General features: G+C 36.5%; 16 protein-coding genes. 15 read left to right on the top strand and 1 reads right to left on the bottom strand.

Annotation, left to right across the window (positions count from 1 at the left end; all coding sequences use genetic code 11):
- The first annotated feature begins 53 nt into the window (after nucleotides 1-53).
- The 5 genes from DN392_RS03030 to DN392_RS03055 all read left to right on the top strand — a co-directional run bounded on the left by DN392_RS03030 (nucleotide 54) and on the right by DN392_RS03055 (nucleotide 5,053).
- Complete coding sequence (locus DN392_RS03030) at nucleotides 54-515, top strand: DUF441 domain-containing protein (RefSeq protein WP_000625511.1); 462 nt, start codon at nucleotides 54-56, stop codon at nucleotides 513-515.
- A 288-nt stretch (nucleotides 516-803) separates the two neighbouring features.
- Entirely contained in the window at nucleotides 804-1,952 is a 1,149-nt protein-coding gene (gene citZ / locus DN392_RS03040; RefSeq protein ID WP_000503659.1) for a citrate synthase, read from the top strand.
- A 160-nt stretch (nucleotides 1,953-2,112) separates the two neighbouring features.
- A complete protein-coding gene (icd, locus tag DN392_RS03045) occupies nucleotides 2,113-3,405 on the top strand; it encodes an NADP-dependent isocitrate dehydrogenase (protein ID WP_000206896.1) in 1,293 nt (430 codons plus the stop codon).
- A 19-nt stretch (nucleotides 3,406-3,424) separates the two neighbouring features.
- Nucleotides 3,425-4,363 (top strand): malate dehydrogenase, encoded by a 939-nt coding sequence (gene mdh, locus DN392_RS03050; RefSeq protein WP_000153234.1) that lies wholly within the window; start codon nucleotides 3,425-3,427, stop codon nucleotides 4,361-4,363.
- Between the two features lie 216 nt (nucleotides 4,364-4,579).
- Nucleotides 4,580-5,053, top strand: a complete 474-nt coding sequence (locus tag DN392_RS03055) for a MaoC family dehydratase (RefSeq protein ID WP_000914190.1) — start codon at nucleotides 4,580-4,582, stop codon at nucleotides 5,051-5,053.
- Between the two features lie 56 nt (nucleotides 5,054-5,109).
- Here the strand turns inward: DN392_RS03055 and DN392_RS30655 are convergent, their stop codons facing one another.
- Entirely contained in the window at nucleotides 5,110-5,241 is a 132-nt protein-coding gene (locus DN392_RS30655) for a hypothetical protein (protein WP_001265022.1), read from the bottom strand.
- Between the two features lie 88 nt (nucleotides 5,242-5,329).
- Between DN392_RS30655 and DN392_RS03060 the strand changes: the two genes are divergently transcribed.
- The 10 genes from DN392_RS03060 (at nucleotide 5,330) to nrdR (ending at nucleotide 15,975) form a co-directional block, all read left to right on the top strand.
- Nucleotides 5,330-5,569 (top strand): hypothetical protein, encoded by a 240-nt coding sequence (locus DN392_RS03060; RefSeq protein WP_000871415.1) that lies wholly within the window; start codon nucleotides 5,330-5,332, stop codon nucleotides 5,567-5,569.
- A gap of 154 nt (nucleotides 5,570-5,723) precedes the next feature.
- Complete coding sequence (phoP, locus tag DN392_RS03065; protein WP_001065223.1) at nucleotides 5,724-6,443, top strand: two-component system response regulator PhoP; 720 nt, start codon at nucleotides 5,724-5,726, stop codon at nucleotides 6,441-6,443.
- Nucleotides 6,436-8,199: a sensory box histidine kinase PhoR gene (gene phoR / locus DN392_RS03070; protein WP_001032131.1), complete on the top strand. Its 1,764-nt coding sequence runs from the start codon at nucleotides 6,436-6,438 to the stop codon at nucleotides 8,197-8,199. Before phoP ends, phoR begins: the two co-directional genes overlap by 8 nt.
- A 282-nt stretch (nucleotides 8,200-8,481) precedes the next feature.
- Nucleotides 8,482-11,115, top strand: coding sequence for a DNA polymerase I (gene polA, locus DN392_RS03075; protein ID WP_000412833.1), 2,634 nt, complete (start codon nucleotides 8,482-8,484; stop codon nucleotides 11,113-11,115).
- A 12-nt stretch (nucleotides 11,116-11,127) separates the two neighbouring features.
- Nucleotides 11,128-11,958, top strand: coding sequence for a DNA-formamidopyrimidine glycosylase (mutM, locus tag DN392_RS03080; RefSeq protein WP_001114486.1), 831 nt, complete (start codon nucleotides 11,128-11,130; stop codon nucleotides 11,956-11,958).
- A gap of 72 nt (nucleotides 11,959-12,030) precedes the next feature.
- Nucleotides 12,031-12,663 (top strand): sporulation membrane protein YtaF, encoded by a 633-nt coding sequence (gene ytaF, locus DN392_RS03085; RefSeq protein WP_000281738.1) that lies wholly within the window; start codon nucleotides 12,031-12,033, stop codon nucleotides 12,661-12,663.
- Between the two features lie 53 nt (nucleotides 12,664-12,716).
- Nucleotides 12,717-13,319 (top strand): dephospho-CoA kinase, encoded by a 603-nt coding sequence (gene coaE / locus DN392_RS03090; protein ID WP_000219327.1) that lies wholly within the window; start codon nucleotides 12,717-12,719, stop codon nucleotides 13,317-13,319.
- A 109-nt stretch (nucleotides 13,320-13,428) separates the two neighbouring features.
- Nucleotides 13,429-14,457: a glyceraldehyde-3-phosphate dehydrogenase gene (locus tag DN392_RS03095; protein ID WP_000198966.1), complete on the top strand. Its 1,029-nt coding sequence runs from the start codon at nucleotides 13,429-13,431 to the stop codon at nucleotides 14,455-14,457.
- Between the two features lie 387 nt (nucleotides 14,458-14,844).
- A complete protein-coding gene (speD, locus tag DN392_RS03105; RefSeq protein ID WP_002003660.1) occupies nucleotides 14,845-15,228 on the top strand; it encodes an adenosylmethionine decarboxylase in 384 nt (127 codons plus the stop codon).
- A gap of 285 nt (nucleotides 15,229-15,513) precedes the next feature.
- Nucleotides 15,514-15,975, top strand: a complete 462-nt coding sequence (nrdR, locus tag DN392_RS03110; protein WP_001203687.1) for a transcriptional regulator NrdR — start codon at nucleotides 15,514-15,516, stop codon at nucleotides 15,973-15,975.
- Nucleotides 15,976-16,035: the final 60 nt, after the last annotated feature.

A 16,035-nucleotide genomic window follows, 5' to 3' on the forward strand; every position in this document is an offset into this window, starting at 1 on the left:
AAGGTATTTTTGTTTGGAAATGAGTTCATTATTTTCAGAAAGGAAGTGCAAACATGATTAGTCAGTCAACGTTATTTTTATTCATACTACTTATTATAGGACTTGTTGCTAAAAACCAATCGCTTACTGTAGCTATTGGTGTGTTGTTTTTATTGAAATTTACGTTTCTAGGGGATAAAGTCTTTCCTTATCTACAAACGAAAGGGATTAACCTTGGTGTTACGGTTATTACAATAGCAGTACTCGTACCGATTGCGACGGGGGAAATAGGTTTTAAACAACTTGGAGAAGCGGCGAAATCGTATTATGCATGGATTGCTTTAGCTTCAGGGGTAGCGGTTGCTTTGTTAGCCAAAGGCGGCGTACAATTATTGACGACGGATCCTCATATTACAACTGCGCTCGTTTTCGGGACAATTATAGCGGTTGCTTTATTTAATGGAGTTGCTGTAGGTCCATTAATTGGGGCTGGAATTGCCTATGCAGTTATGAGTATTATACAGATGTTTAAATAAGGAATTTTATAGTAATATAAAATTTTTGAATTCTTTCTGTTCACAAAAGTCAGATAATTGTTTTATGTTGTTTTTATCATAAAACTCTTCGGAATTAATTTTCCTCACTAACTTGTTGTTTTGAGCGTGAGGATTCGGGGAGACATTCACGCTCATGCTTTCCATGTAGACAATGGACATAAGAGGGGAACATCGCAACAAATTTGCATGATCGTGCATTTTGCTTGCCTAAAGAGTGAACGGGCGTTCATAATTCAAAAGGGGAGCAAATAGATATAAGGAGCAAGGTTGGGAGAATTTTCAGGAAAAGGAGAGAATGTCATGACTGTTATTCGAGGTTTAGAAGGGGTAGTAGCAACAACATCATCTGTGAGCTCTATTATTGATGATACATTAACTTATGTTGGGTATAATATTGATGATTTAGCTGAGAATGCTACATTTGAAGAAGTAGTGTACTTATTATGGCATCGCAAGCTTCCTAATGAACAAGAACTAGCGAAATTTAAAGAGATTGTATCGGAATACTATAAAGTTCCAGGTGAGATTTTAACATATTTGAAACAAGTAGATTTAAAAATCGCACATCCGATGTCTGTTTTACGAACTGCAATTTCCATGCTATCATTATACGATGAGAGCGCTGAAATTATGGATGAAAACTCCAATTATTTGAAAGCGGTTAAATTGCAGGCTCAAGTGGGAACTTTAGTTGCTGCTTATGCAAGAATTCGTAAAGGTTTAGATGTTGTTGAGCCTAGAAATGATTTATCATTAGCTGCAAACTTCTTGTACATGTTAAATGATCGCGAGCCAAATGAAGTTGAAATTGAAGCTTTTGATAAGGCGCTTGTACTTCACGCAGATCATGAGTTAAACGCTTCTACATTTACTGCACGCGTTTGTGTAGCTACACTTTCAGATGTATATTCTGGTATTACAGCAGCAATCGGTGCGTTAAAAGGTCCTCTTCACGGCGGGGCAAACGAAAATGTAATGAAGATGCTAACTGAAATTGGCGAAGAAGAAAATGTAGAATCATATATTCATAATGCTCTTCAAAACAAAGTGAAAATCATGGGCTTTGGCCACCGTGTATATGAGCAGGGTGATCCGCGTGCAAAACATTTACGCGAAATGTCTAAGAGATTATGCGTGCTTTTAGGAGAAGACAAATGGTATAATATGTCTATCAAAATTGAAGACATTGTAACAAAAGAAAAAGGTCTTCCACCAAATGTTGATTTCTATTCAGCTTCTGTATACCATTGTTTAGGAATTGACCATGACTTATTTACACCTATTTTTGCAATTAGCCGTATGTCAGGCTGGTTAGCTCATATTCTAGAACAATATGAAAACAACCGTTTAATCCGTCCGCGTGCTGATTATAATGGACCAACACATCAAGTGTACGTTCCAATTGCGCAACGATAAGCGAAAAACACTATTTTGATAGTGAAAATACGCTTTCAAAAGTCTGATTTTTTCGGAAAGACGTAATGATTAGAATATTTTAATTTAAATAACGGTTTGAACTGAGGGGTTATTCCCTCAGTTTCATACATATGAAATTTCAAACATGGGGGTTATCACATTGACGACAGGTGAAAAAATTACTGTAACTAATGGTGTTATGAATGTACCAAACAATCCGATTATTCCATTTATCGAAGGAGATGGAATTGGTCCTGATATTTGGGCAGCTGCATCTCGTGTACTAGAAGCAGCAGTTGAAAAAGCTTATGATGGTGAGAAGAAAATCGTTTGGAAAGAAGTGCTTGCAGGGGAAAAAGCATTCAACCAAACAGGCGAGTGGTTACCAGAAGAAACTTTAAATTTAATCCGTGAATATTTAATCGCGATTAAAGGTCCACTTACAACTCCAGTTGGCGGTGGTATTCGTTCTCTAAACGTAGCACTTCGTCAAGAATTAGATTTATATGTATGTCTACGTCCAGTTCGTTATTTTGATGGTGTTCCTTCACCTGTAAAACGTCCGGAAGATACTGATATGGTTATTTTCCGTGAGAATACAGAAGACATTTATGCTGGAATTGAATATGCACAAGGATCTCCAGAAGCAGAAAAAGTCCTTGCTTTCTTAAAAGAAGCAATGGGTGTTAATAAAATCCGCTTCCCAGAAACATCTGGTATTGGTATTAAACCAATCTCAGAAGAAGGGACAAAGCGTCTTGTTCGTGCTGCAATTCAATATGCAATTAACGAAAAACGTTCTTCTGTTACATTAGTTCATAAAGGAAACATTATGAAATTTACAGAAGGTGCTTTCAAAAACTGGGGTTACGAAGTAGCGGAACAAGAATTCGGCGATAAAGTATTTACTTGGGCTGAATATGACCGTATCGTTGAGAAAGATGGTAAAGATGCAGCGAATAAAGCGATGGCAGACGCTGAAGTGGCTGGGAAAATCATCGTAAAAGATTCTATTGCAGACATCTTCTTACAACAGATTTTAACTCGTCCACGTGAGTTCGATGTTGTTGCAACAATGAACTTAAACGGAGACTACATCTCTGATGCACTTGCTGCACAAGTAGGTGGAATTGGTATTGCACCTGGTGCAAACATTAACTATGTGACTGGACATGCTATCTTTGAAGCTACACATGGTACAGCTCCAAAATATGCAGGTTTAGACAAAGTAAACCCATCTTCGGTTCTTCTTTCTGGTGTATTATTATTAGAGCACTTAGGATGGAACGAAGCTGCGAAATTAGTAACTGATTCAGTTGAGAAAACAATTGCTTCAAAAGTAGTAACTTATGATTTCGCACGCTTAATGGAAGGTGCAACAGAAGTGAAATGTTCTGAGTTCGCTAATGAACTTATTAAAAACATGGATGTAGCGATAATCAAAAATGCATAATTAAAGCGGGGGGTAAATTATGACAATCAAACGCAAGAAAGTTTCAGTCATCGGTGCAGGATTTACAGGAGCAACAACAGCATTCTTATTAGCACAAAAAGAACTTGCAGATGTTGTATTAGTGGACATTCCACAACTGGAAAATCCAACAAAAGGGAAAGCGTTAGATATGTTAGAAGCGAGCCCAGTACAAGGTTTTGATGCTAACATTATTGGAACATCTGATTACGCAGATACTGCTGATTCTGACGTTGTCGTTATTACAGCAGGTATTGCACGTAAGCCTGGTATGAGCCGTGATGACTTAGTAGCAACAAACTCTAAAATTATGAAAAGTATTACGCGCGACATTGCAAAACATTCACCAAATGCGATTATTGTTGTATTAACAAATCCAGTTGATGCAATGACATATTCTGTATTTAAAGAAGCAGGATTCCCGAAAGAGCGTGTTATCGGTCAATCGGGCGTATTAGATACAGCTCGTTTCCGTACATTTATTGCACAAGAATTAAATCTTTCTGTGAAAGACATTACAGGATTTGTTCTTGGTGGACACGGTGACGATATGGTACCTCTTGTACGTTATTCTTATGCAGGTGGCATTCCGTTAGAAACGTTAATTCCGAAAGAGCGTTTAGAAGCAATCGTAGAACGTACCCGTAAAGGTGGCGGCGAGATTGTAGGCTTATTAGGAAACGGTAGTGCATATTACGCACCAGCTGCTTCTTTAGTTGAAATGACAGAAGCAATCTTAAAAGATCAACGCCGTGTATTACCAGCTATTGCGTACCTTGAAGGTGAATATGGTTATAGCGACCTTTACTTAGGGGTACCAGTAATTCTAGGTGGTAACGGAATTGAAAAAATTATTGAGTTAGAACTTCTTGCAGATGAAAGAGAAGCGTTAGATCGCTCTGTAGAATCTGTACGTAATGTTATGAAGGTTCTTGTTTAATAATTAAATATAAGCGGAAAAAGATTCGGGGCCCCGAATCTTTTTCTACTATTTATTCAAATGTTTTTTTGAAATAATATGAAAACGCTATCATTTGGTGTATCCTATAATGAAACTATAGATTTATACTATACATTGCCCTCATCATAGTAAATTTCGGATCAGGTATCGCTATTAGTAGGATAATAAGGTGAAAAAATCGGAGGGGGTTGTAACATGTTAAAGAAAAAAGTTCAAATTGGTCGTAGAATGGATGAAATTACAGTAGGAGAGAAATTATCTATCACTGAAAAAATTGAGGATAAAGATTTGTTATTGTACTTAGGGTTAACGAATGATGCCAATCCATTATATATTCAGCATGATTACGCATCCCAAACTCCGTATGAAAAGCCGATTGTACCAAGCATTATGCTAACGGGAATGATTACAACGGCAGTTACGAAATATTTACCAGGTCCAGGTAGTCATATTACTAGGAAGGACCTTACGTTCGTGAAGCATGTTCACCATTATGAAACGTTACAAATCCACTTTGAAGTTGTGGCTGTTTCTGAGGAGGAACATACAATTGATATGCTTGTATCTGCTCATGATGAAAAAGGAGAAACGGTTGTAAAGGGTTCTTTAACAGTAACGCCGCCTTTTAAATCAGTTTCTATTATGGAAAAAGCATTAGATAATTTTTAAAGCATGAAAATATGAATAGCGCTAGCATACCTTACTATAAGGGGCTAGCGCTATTTTTAGTTGAAAAATCCTTCTTTAAACCCTTCGGCAAATTCTGAGCAACCTGTTTTAATCGTATCCCAGCTTGGTACGTTAAAAGTAAGGAAACATGTTACTACTAAAGTTAAAATAGGTAGTAATACTCGCATAATAGCCTCCTGAATCGTATTTATTTATATATTTAAATTAATAATATATTTATTGGTAATTGAAGTCAATGAAAGGGGTGTTTTTAAGGTGAAGTGGAAGAGAGAAGACATTATTTTTGAAACGATAAGAGAAGCTGAAGTGTGGGCAGAGGGGGTCGCGAATGAAATGTATGGAAGACTATTTGATGGATATGAAACACTGGACTATAAAATAGCGTATGCTCTTTCGTTTTTCCTAGCGCAGGAGAGGGGATTTATGGTTCATACGGAAAAATACTTTGAAAAAGGTAGGTTTATCTACCGAATTTGGATAGCGGAGAGAGAATGAAGTTTTAATTGCTTTTATTTTCGAAGCATTAGTAGAAACGAGCTCCATGTATAGACAATTATATTGAGAGGTACCTTGTTTTCTAGTATGATGAGAATAACGGGGAAAATACTAGGATGAAGAAGGTTTCAAGTCTATAACTTGGAGGAAAAGAATGAACAATCGTATTTTAGTAGTTGATGATGAGGAGTTTATCTTAACTTTAATTGAATTTAATCTACAACAAGCTGGGTTTGAAGTGATAACAGCGATGGATGGAGAAATGGCGCTTCAAAAAGCGACAACAGAACGCCCAGATTTAATTATATTAGATTTAATGCTTCCAAAAATGGATGGTATGGAAGTGTGTAAAGAATTACGATTGCAGCGCGTTATGACGCCGATTTTAATGTTAACAGCAAAAGATGATGAATTTGATAAGGTGCTAGGTCTTGAACTTGGGGCAGATGATTATATGACGAAGCCATTTAGCCCAAGGGAAGTTGTTGCGCGTGTGAAGGCGATTTTGCGCCGCACGAAATTACAACAAGAAGAGCAAGTGAAAGAAGCGTCAGATGAAGAGAGCATCACACTTGCTGAACTTAAAATTTTGCCGGAATTTTATGAGGCTTATTTCCAAGGAAGAAAGCTTGAATTAACACCAAAAGAATTTGAACTACTTGTTTATCTTGCGAAAAATAAAAGTCGCGTGTTGACACGTGATCAATTATTAAGTGCTGTATGGAACTATGATTTTGCTGGTGATACACGAATTGTTGACGTTCACATTAGCCATTTGCGCGATAAAATTGAACAAAATACGAAAAAACCGACGTACATTAAAACGATACGTGGTTTAGGATATAAATTAGAGGAGCCAAAAGGGGATGAATAAATTTCGTTCCAGGCTTCTTTTTACATTTGTTTCTCTTATTGTATTTATTTTAGTTGGACTAGGTTTATTACTGGAAACCGTGTTTGAAAACTACTATATAGATCATGCCAAAGAGAGAATGGTAAAAGAAACAGAGTATGTTGCGGTATTAGCAGAAGAACAGGGTTTTGATGATGTTTTAAAAAATCCATATGTATTTGAAAAGTTAGAAGAAAAAATACAGGCTTCTATTGCATTTGTAGATGAAAAAAAGAAAGTTCAATATAGCGGAGGAGAACAGTCTGCTTTTAGTCAAGGGATGATTAAAGAACTTTCTTCTGAAACAACAAAACAAAGAAACAAAGTCATTACGAAAGAAACAGATCAGAATAATGAATTTTACCATGCGGTATTCGTTCAAGATGTAGCAGGAAAACAAGGGTACATTTTGGTGAAAAGTACAATTGAGCCTTTGAAATCTGTTCATCAAAAAACGTGGGGATTATTAATTATCGGATTTGTTATCGCTTGTCTCGTAGTCGTATTTTTAGGTATGAAAATTACAGGGCAATATATTAGGCCGATTGAATCTGTTACGAAAGTTGCTATCGAATTAGCGAAGGGAAATTATAAAGCACGCGCTTATGAAAGTCATTCGGATGAAACGGGAATGCTGAGTAAAGCGATTAATATTTTAGCCCGTAATTTACAAGAGATGACACTTGAGCAAGAAATGCAACAAGATCGTCTGCATACGTTAATTGAAAATATGGGAAGCGGAATGATTTTAATTGATAGCCGCGGTTATATAAACCTTGTAAACCGTTCTTATAAGGAGACTTTCCACGTAACAGATGAAGAATATTTAGATCGTTTATATTATGAGTCGTTTCATCATACAGAAATTATAGAGCTCGTGGAAGAAATCTTTATGACAGAAGTGAAAGTGCGTAAACAAATGTTATTGCCGCTTGGAATTGAGCGAAAGCATTTTGAAGTATATGGAGCGCCGATTATCGGGACGAACCATGAATGGAAAGGGATTGTCCTTGTATTCCATGACATTACTGAGCTAAAGAAATTAGAACAAATGAGAAAAGACTTTTTAGCGAATGTGTCTCATGAACTAAAGACACCGATTACTTCTATTAAAGGTTTTTCAGAAACGCTCTTGGACGGTGCTATGGATAATAAAAAATTCTGCGAACATTTCTTGCACATTATTTTAAAAGAAAGTGAACGCATGCAAGGGTTAATTGAAGATTTATTAGATTTATCAAAGATTGAGCAACAAGGATTTAAATTGAGTATGGGGACCGTTGATATGAAGGGACTTCTTGAAGACATTCGTATGGTGCTTGATAACAAAGCAGGAGAAAAAGAAATTTCTTTACAAGTAAATGCGCTAAAAGGAGTCTCGGTCATTGGAGATCCAAGTCGTTTGAAGCAAATCTTTATTAATTTAATGAATAACGCAATCGTATATACGCCGGCTGGAGGCGTTGTTTCTGTAGAATTAGCAGAAGATAAATATAATGCTTATATAAAAGTATCGGATACCGGAATTGGTATTAGTAAAGATGAAATTCCGCGTATTTTTGAACGCTTTTACCGAGTGGATAAAGCGAGAAGTAGAAATACTGGTGGTACAGGCCTTGGATTATCGATTGTAAAGCATTTAGTTGAGGCACATCACGGTACGATTACAGTGGATAGTGAAGTTGGGGAAGGGACAACATTTACAGTTGTTTTACCAAAATCAGCAACTGAAAAATAGGATGAAGGATGTTTACAATATATTAACAATGGCTTAATTAAATATTAATAAAGGTCTGTTAATATAATACATGAAAACCCCTTCATCCAAGGAGTAATTTTGGACGAGAATGGTTATGCTGTTCTCGTCACTTCCCTTTTATGTTAGTAAACGTTTGTATATATGATAGAAAATAGCCGTTATTTTTCTTCTCTCTATTAGTCATGTTAATATAGAGAGAGGAAAAGAACGGTTTTTTCTGTGAAAAAAATCATTTCAAATTTGTATGGGGAGGTTTCTGGTTTGGAAAAAAAGGTCGTATTAGTAGATGGTAATAATATCGCGTATCGTGCTTTCTTTGCACTACCGCTTTTAAATAACGACAAAGGTATACATACGAACGCAATTTACGGTTTTACAATGATGTTAATGAGAATATTAGAGGAAGAAAAACCAACGCATATGTTAGTAGCGTTTGATGCGGGTAAAACGACATTCCGTCATAAAACGTATAGTGAGTATAAAGGAGGACGTCAAAAGACTCCACCTGAATTATCAGAGCAATTCCCGTTTATTCGTGAGATGCTTGATGCATTCAACGTACCGCGTTATGAATTAGAAAATTATGAAGCGGATGACATTATGGGGACGTTAGCGAAAGAAGCGAGTGAACAAGGGTTTCATGTAAAAGTTATTTCAGGAGATAAAGACTTACTGCAACTTGTTTCAGATAATACACTCGTATGTATTCCTCGCAAAGGGATTACAGAAGTGGATGAATATACGAAAGAAGCTTTATTTGAGAAATATAGCTTATCACCAAAGCAAATTATCGATATGAAAGGTTTAATGGGAGACCAGTCAGATAATATTCCAGGTGTACCAGGAGTTGGTGAAAAAACTGCGATTAAATTGTTAACACAGTTTGAAACGGTCGAGGCAGTGTATGAAAATATAGATCAAGTAAGCGGGAAGAAATTAAAAGAAAAGCTAGAAGCAAATAAAGACCAAGCTCTTATGAGTAAAGATCTTGCAACTATTATTACAGATGCACCGATTACAGTGCATGTGGATGATATGGAGTATAAAGGGTATGAAGCAAGTGATGTGATTCCAATGTTCGAGAATTTAGGATTTACATCCCTTTTAAATAAATTAGGTGTTACGCCAGAAGAAACGACTCCAGCTGAATTAGATGATATTACATTTGATATTGTGGAAGAAATTACAGAAGAAATGCTTCAGCAAGATAGTGCGCTTATTGTTGAAGTACAAGAAGATAACTATCACAGAGCGGACATTCAAGGTTTTGGTATTCAAAATGAAAATGGCTGTTACTTTATTCAAACAGACATTGCTCTTAAGTCAGACGCTTTTAAAGAGTGGCTTGCAGATGGAGAAATGAGAAAGCATACATTTGATGCGAAGCGTGCAATCGTTGCACTTAAATGGAACGGGATAGATATGCAAGGGATTGACTTTGATCTATTAATCGCTGCTTATTTACTTGACCCGGCTGATACGGATAAAGATTTCCGTACTGTAGCAAAAATGAAAGAAACACATGCTGTGAAATCCGATGAAGAAGTTTACGGAAAAGGTGCGAAGCGTGCTGTTCCAGAGCTAGAAGTAGTAGCGGAGCATGTAGCTCGTAAAGTGCACGTATTATATGATGTAAAGCAAACATTCGTAGAAGAGTTACAAAAGAATGAGCAATATGAACTGTTTACAGAGTTAGAATTACCACTTGCGCGTGTATTAGCTGATATGGAAGTAAAAGGTGTAAAAGTTGATACGGAGCGTCTTCGTAATATGGGAGAAGAACTTGCAGGTAGATTAAAGGAAATGGAACAGGAAATTTATAAGCTTGCGGGAACAGAATTTAATATTAATTCACCGAAGCAGCTTGGTGTTATTCTGTTTGAAAACTTAAACTTACCAGTTATTAAAAAGACGAAAACAGGTTATTCTACGTCAGCTGATGTACTAGAAAAGCTTATGGATCGCCATGAAATTATTCCAAACATTTTACATTATCGTCAATTAGGGAAACTAAATTCAACTTATATTGAAGGTTTATTAAAAGTTGTACATGAAGATTCATCTAAAATCCATACTCGTTTCAATCAAGTATTAACGCAAACAGGTCGATTAAGTTCAACGGATCCGAACTTGCAAAATATCCCGATTCGATTAGAAGAAGGAAGAAAGATTCGTCAGGCATTTGTTCCATCAGAAGAAGGATGGATTATGTACGCGGCAGATTATTCACAAATTGAACTTCGTGTATTAGCTCATATTGCAAATGATAAAGGGCTAGTTGAAGCGTTCCAACATGATATGGATATTCATACGAAAACAGCGATGGATGTATTTGGCGTTGAAAAAGATGAAGTAACTTCGAATATGAGACGACAAGCGAAAGCTGTCAATTTCGGAATTGTATATGGTATTAGTGATTACGGTCTTTCACAAAACTTAGGAATTACAAGAAAAGCAGCAGCGGAATTTATTGAAAAGTATTTAGAAAGTTTCCCTGGTGTACAAGAATACATGAGTGACATCGTAAAAGATGCGAAACAAAAAGGGTATGTGGCTACATTATTAAATCGCCGCCGTTATATTCCGGAAATTACGAGTCGTAATTTCAATTTACGTAGCTTTGCTGAGCGTACGGCTATGAATACACCAATTCAAGGGACTGCGGCAGATATTATTAAAAAAGCAATGATTATTATGGCAGACCGTCTAGAAGAAGAAGGATTACAGGCGCGTCTACTTCTGCAAGTACACGATGAATTGATATTTGAAGCGCCAAAAGAAGAAATTGAAAAATTAGAGAAGCTTGTACCAGAAGTAATGGAGCATGCAATTGAACTCGCAGTTCCGTTGAAAGTTGATTATTCTTACGGTCCAACTTGGTACGACGCAAAATAAGGAAGTGATGAAATGCCTGAATTACCAGAGGTTGAAAACGTCAGACGGACACTTGAAAATCTTGTGACAGGAAAAACAATTGAAGATGTCATTGTTACCTATCCAAAAATAGTAAAACGTCCGGATGATGCAGAAATCTTTAAAGAAATGCTAAGAGGCGAGAAGATTGAAAATATAAAGCGAAGAGGAAAGTTTTTGCTTTTATATGTAACGAATTATGTTATTGTTTCACATTTGCGTATGGAAGGTAAGTTTTTACTGCATCAAGAGGACGAGCCAATTGATAAGCATACACACGTCCGTTTCTTATTTACAGATGGAACTGAACTACATTATAAAGATGTGAGAAAGTTTGGTACGATGCATCTCTTTAAGAAAGGTGAAGAATTGAATCAAATGCCTCTTGCTGACTTAGGTCCGGAGCCGTTTGATGCTGAATTGACACCGCAGTATTTACAAGAAAGATTGCAAAAGACCAATCGTAAAATAAAAGTCGTATTATTAGACCAGCGTCTTTTAGTAGGGCTTGGAAATATATATGTAGATGAAGTTTTATTCCGTTCTCAAATTCATCCGGAACGAGAAGCTTCGTCTTTAACAGCAGAAGAAATTGAACGAATTTACGAGGCGACTGTTACAACGTTAGGTGAAGCAGTGAAGCGAGGCGGAAGTACAATTCGAACGTATATGAATTCGCAAGGGCAAATTGGCTCATTCCAAGAACTTCTAAATGTATACGGAAAAAAAGGAGAACCGTGTGTTACTTGCGGTACGATATTAGAAAAAACAGTTGTCGGCGGAAGAGGAACGCATTACTGCCCGATTTGTCAGCCGAGAATATAGAAAAGAGATAACATCGGATAGGCATTTGTCATATACATACAGCAGGGCTATGTATAAGGGAGGAGCTTACCGATGTACCTTTATTTATCTCTTATTTTATTAGCTTTTACATTAAGCTTAGATAGCTGTAGTGTAGGGCTAACATATGGTTTAAGAAGCGTAAGAATTCCACTAAGATCAATTATAATTATCGGAATGTGTTCAGCGGCTGTTATGCTTGTTTCAATGGGAATTGGACATATGATCGCGAAAATATTTTCACCTGTTATCGCAACGCGTATCGGTGGGCTTGTTCTTATTGGAATAGGAATTTGGGTATTATACCAATTTTTTCGAAGTGAGAAAAAAGAAGAACCAAAGAAAGAGGAGAAGGTTTGGAAATTAGAAATTGCTTCGCTCGGGCTAGTGATTCAAATTTTACGGAAACCGACTGTTGCAGATTTTGATAAATCAGGCACCATTTCTGCAGGAGAAGCATTGCTTCTTGGTATCGCTCTTTCTATAGATTCGTTCGGTGCTGGAATTGGTGCATCTTTATTAGGGTATGCGCCCGCTATGATGGCGATATTAGTTGCGGTTATGAGTTCTTTGTTTTTATTTATTGGAATGAAACTTGGAACGGTTTTATCAAATATGAAATGGTTACAAAAATTTACATTCCTGCCTGGGGTATTACTCATTATTATTGGAATTTGGAAAATGTAAGTATGGGCGTGGAACATTAGTTTCGCGCCTTTTATATTGTGAGGAGGATTATGATGACAGTAGTAATTGGATTAACGGGAGGCATTGCAAGCGGAAAAAGTACAGTGTCTCAAATGTTTCGTGAACTGAGTATACCAGTTATTGATGCAGATATTATTGCGCGAAAAGTTGTAGAACGAGGAAAACCAGCATATAACAAAATTGTAGAAGTGTTTGGAACGGAAGTATTACAAAAAGATGGAGAACTGGATCGGCCGAAATTAGGAAGTGTCGTTTTCTATAATGAAGAAAAACGATTGCAGTTAAATAAAATTGTTCATCCTGCAGTGCGTGAGGAAATGAATACGCAAAAGGAAATGTACATAAAAGAAGGTATGCAAGCGGTTGTGTTAGATATACCTCTCTTATTTGAAAGCAAATTAACAAGTCTCGTTGACCGCGTTTTAGTTGTAGCGGTTAAGCCACATACGCAATTAGAACGTTTAATGAAACGAAATAATTTTTCAGAAGAAGAAGCAACAGTTCGTATTCAATCTCAAATGCCGTTAGAAGAAAAAGTGAAGCATGCAGATGAAGTGATAAATAATGATGGCACAATTATGGGAACGAAAACACAATTACAGGTGATTTTAAAGAATTGGAACATTATTGACTAAAAAATTGTGAAATTAATGAAAATGCTTAGTGACATATCCCCTTTTTGTGTTATACTATTATTGGGATTGGAGATAAATAGTATAACGCATTCAAGGGGGATAACATATTATGACTCGTGTGGCAATTAATGGATTTGGACGTATTGGGAGAATGGTATTTCGTCAGGCAATAAAAGAAAGCGCATTCGAAATTGTAGCAATCAATGCAAGCTATCCATCTGAAACGTTAGCACATTTAATTAAATATGATACAGTTCACGGCAAGTTTGACGGAACAGTAGAAGCATTTGAAGATCACTTATTAGTTGATGGGAAAATGATTCGCCTTTTAAACAACCGCGATCCAAAGGAATTGCCTTGGACAGATCTAGGTGTTGAAGTTGTAATTGAAGCAACTGGTAAATTTAATTCAAAAGAAAAAGCAATTCTACATGTTGAAGCTGGAGCGAAAAAAGTTATTTTAACAGCGCCTGGTAAAAATGAAGATGTAACAATTGTAGTTGGTGTGAACGAAGACAAATTAGATATTACAAAACATACTGTTATTTCAAATGCATCTTGCACAACAAACTGTTTAGCGCCTGTTGTTAAGGTGTTAGATGAGCAGTTTGGAATTGAAAACGGTTTAATGACAACTGTTCACGCTTATACAAATGACCAAAAAAATATTGATAACCCACATAAAGATTTAAGAAGAGCACGTGCTTGCGGACAATCAATCATTCCGACAACGACAGGTGCCGCGAAAGCGCTTGCAAAAGTTCTTCCGCACTTAAACGGAAAACTTCATGGTATGGCACTTCGTGTACCAACACCAAACGTGTCTCTTGTTGACTTAGTAGTAGATGTAAAGCGTGATGTGACAGTTGAAGCTATTAATGAAGCATTCAAAACTGTTGCAAACGGTGCGTTAAAAGGCATTGTAGAATTCAGCGAAGAGCCTTTAGTATCTATTGACTTTAATACAAATACACACTCAGCTATTATTGATGGTTTATCTACAATGGTAATGGGTGATCGTAAAGTGAAAGTACTTGCTTGGTATGATAACGAGTGGGGCTACTCTCGTCGTGTTGTAGATCTTGTAACGTTAGTTGTTGACGAATTAGCGAAACAAAAAAATGTGCAACATATTTAAGTGAATAAGGGAGAGGGCAAGTGAATATTTGCCCTCTTTTTTTATTTTTTTCTGAAAAGGAAAAAAATTATATAAGTATATTTTTGAAAGTGGACATACCACGAAACGTTGTGATTACTGTATTTGTGAATCGTTTATTTTTTTTAGGGAAAAGTAAAGAGGAAAATATGACAGAAAATCGAAAAAACTGTTGTTGCAAAATGAAAATAAACAAAGTATACTAACACTCGTAAACTTAAGAGCTGAGGTACGTAGTCACTACTTAAAGGGTTAGGACCTCTCTGGACTAACTTTCCCCCGTGGTAGTGGAGCAAGCCAAATTGCAAATTAGTTTTCAATTCGAACAGTTAGAATAAATTTACAAGGGGGAACTGTAGAATGGATACTATGGATACGATGGGTCGTCACGTAATCGCTGAACTTTGGGATTGCGATTTCGACAAGCTTAATGACATGCCGTATATTGAACAATTATTTGTGGATGCAGCACTGAGAGCTGGTGCTGAAGTGCGTGAGGTTGCTTTCCATAAATTTGCACCACAAGGTGTAAGTGGAGTAGTAATTATCTCGGAATCACATTTAACAATTCATAGCTTTCCGGAGCACGGTTACGCAAGTATTGATGTTTATACTTGTGGGGATCGTATTGATCCAAATGTTGCTGCAGAATATATTGCAGAAGGTTTAAACGCGAAAACGCGTGAGAGCATCGAGCTTCCTCGAGGCACTGGTAGCTTCGAAATTAAGCAGAGAGAAACAAAAGCTCTTTAAAAAAGAACATAATTGATTTAAAATGTAAAGAGGTGTATAATGCACCTCTTTTTTAGTTTATAAAAAAGGGAAAATATAACGTACTCGTTAGTGAGATAAATTGAGCTCTTACGAATAAGTTAGCACCCCATCTACCATCTTATTTTTGAAAACGAGATGATAAAATAATGTGCTTAAACTTAAAGTGGTAAGAGAGTTAGAATGAGTTATATAATATTGTATATATATTGTCAGATGAAGTAAGTAGAGAAAAAATAAAGAGTATAGTGTAAAGGAGTGAATATATTGCGTTGTCCATCCTGTTCGCATAATGGTACAAGAGTGTTAGATTCGCGTCCGGTAGACGAGGGGCGCTCTATTCGAAGAAGGAGAGAGTGTGAAAGTTGTTTAAGTCGCTTTACGACATTTGAAAGAGTAGAAGAGTCACCTCTTATCGTTGTAAAAAAAGAAGGCACACGAGAAGAGTTTAATAAAGAAAAGATTTTGCGCGGCTTAATTAAAGCGTGCGAAAAAAGACCAGTATCTTTAAGACAATTAGAAGAAGTAACTCAAAGTGTGGAACGTGAACTTCGTAATTTAGGTATATCAGAAGTGAAAAGTGATATGATTGGTGAAATTGTTATGGAAGAACTGCGTGATATTGATGATGTTGCTTACGTGCGTTTTGCTTCTGTATATCGCCAATTTAAAGATTTAAATGTATTTATTGAAGAATTAAAAGATATACTGCAAAAAGAAAGAGAGTAGAAGTTGTATTTTATTCTCTTTACATACCGTAAGTAATGAGATAAGAGAGCTAGAAGCGAA

Source organism: Bacillus sp. BB51/4 (assembly GCF_008368845.1).
Lineage (GTDB): Bacteria > Bacillota > Bacilli > Bacillales > Bacillaceae_G > Bacillus_A > Bacillus_A wiedmannii.

Excerpts from the sequence above, each read along its gene's own strand:
- coaE (WP_000219327.1), top strand. The coding sequence starts at position 12,717 with ATGACAGTAGTAATTGGATTAACGGGAGGCATTGCAAGCGGAAAAAGT.
- phoP (WP_001065223.1), top strand. The coding sequence starts at position 5,724 with ATGAACAATCGTATTTTAGTAGTTGATGATGAGGAGTTTATCTTAACT.
- phoR (WP_001032131.1), top strand. The coding sequence starts at position 6,436 with ATGAATAAATTTCGTTCCAGGCTTCTTTTTACATTTGTTTCTCTTATT.
- DN392_RS30655 (WP_001265022.1), bottom strand. The coding sequence starts at position 5,241 with ATGCGAGTATTACTACCTATTTTAACTTTAGTAGTAACATGTTTCCTT.
- DN392_RS03055 (WP_000914190.1), top strand. The coding sequence starts at position 4,580 with ATGTTAAAGAAAAAAGTTCAAATTGGTCGTAGAATGGATGAAATTACA.
- mutM (WP_001114486.1), top strand. The coding sequence starts at position 11,128 with ATGCCTGAATTACCAGAGGTTGAAAACGTCAGACGGACACTTGAAAAT.
- speD (WP_002003660.1), top strand. The coding sequence starts at position 14,845 with ATGGATACGATGGGTCGTCACGTAATCGCTGAACTTTGGGATTGCGAT.
- DN392_RS03095 (WP_000198966.1), top strand. The coding sequence starts at position 13,429 with ATGACTCGTGTGGCAATTAATGGATTTGGACGTATTGGGAGAATGGTA.
- ytaF (WP_000281738.1), top strand. The coding sequence starts at position 12,031 with ATGTACCTTTATTTATCTCTTATTTTATTAGCTTTTACATTAAGCTTA.
- DN392_RS03030 (WP_000625511.1), top strand. The coding sequence starts at position 54 with ATGATTAGTCAGTCAACGTTATTTTTATTCATACTACTTATTATAGGA.
- mdh (WP_000153234.1), top strand. The coding sequence starts at position 3,425 with ATGACAATCAAACGCAAGAAAGTTTCAGTCATCGGTGCAGGATTTACA.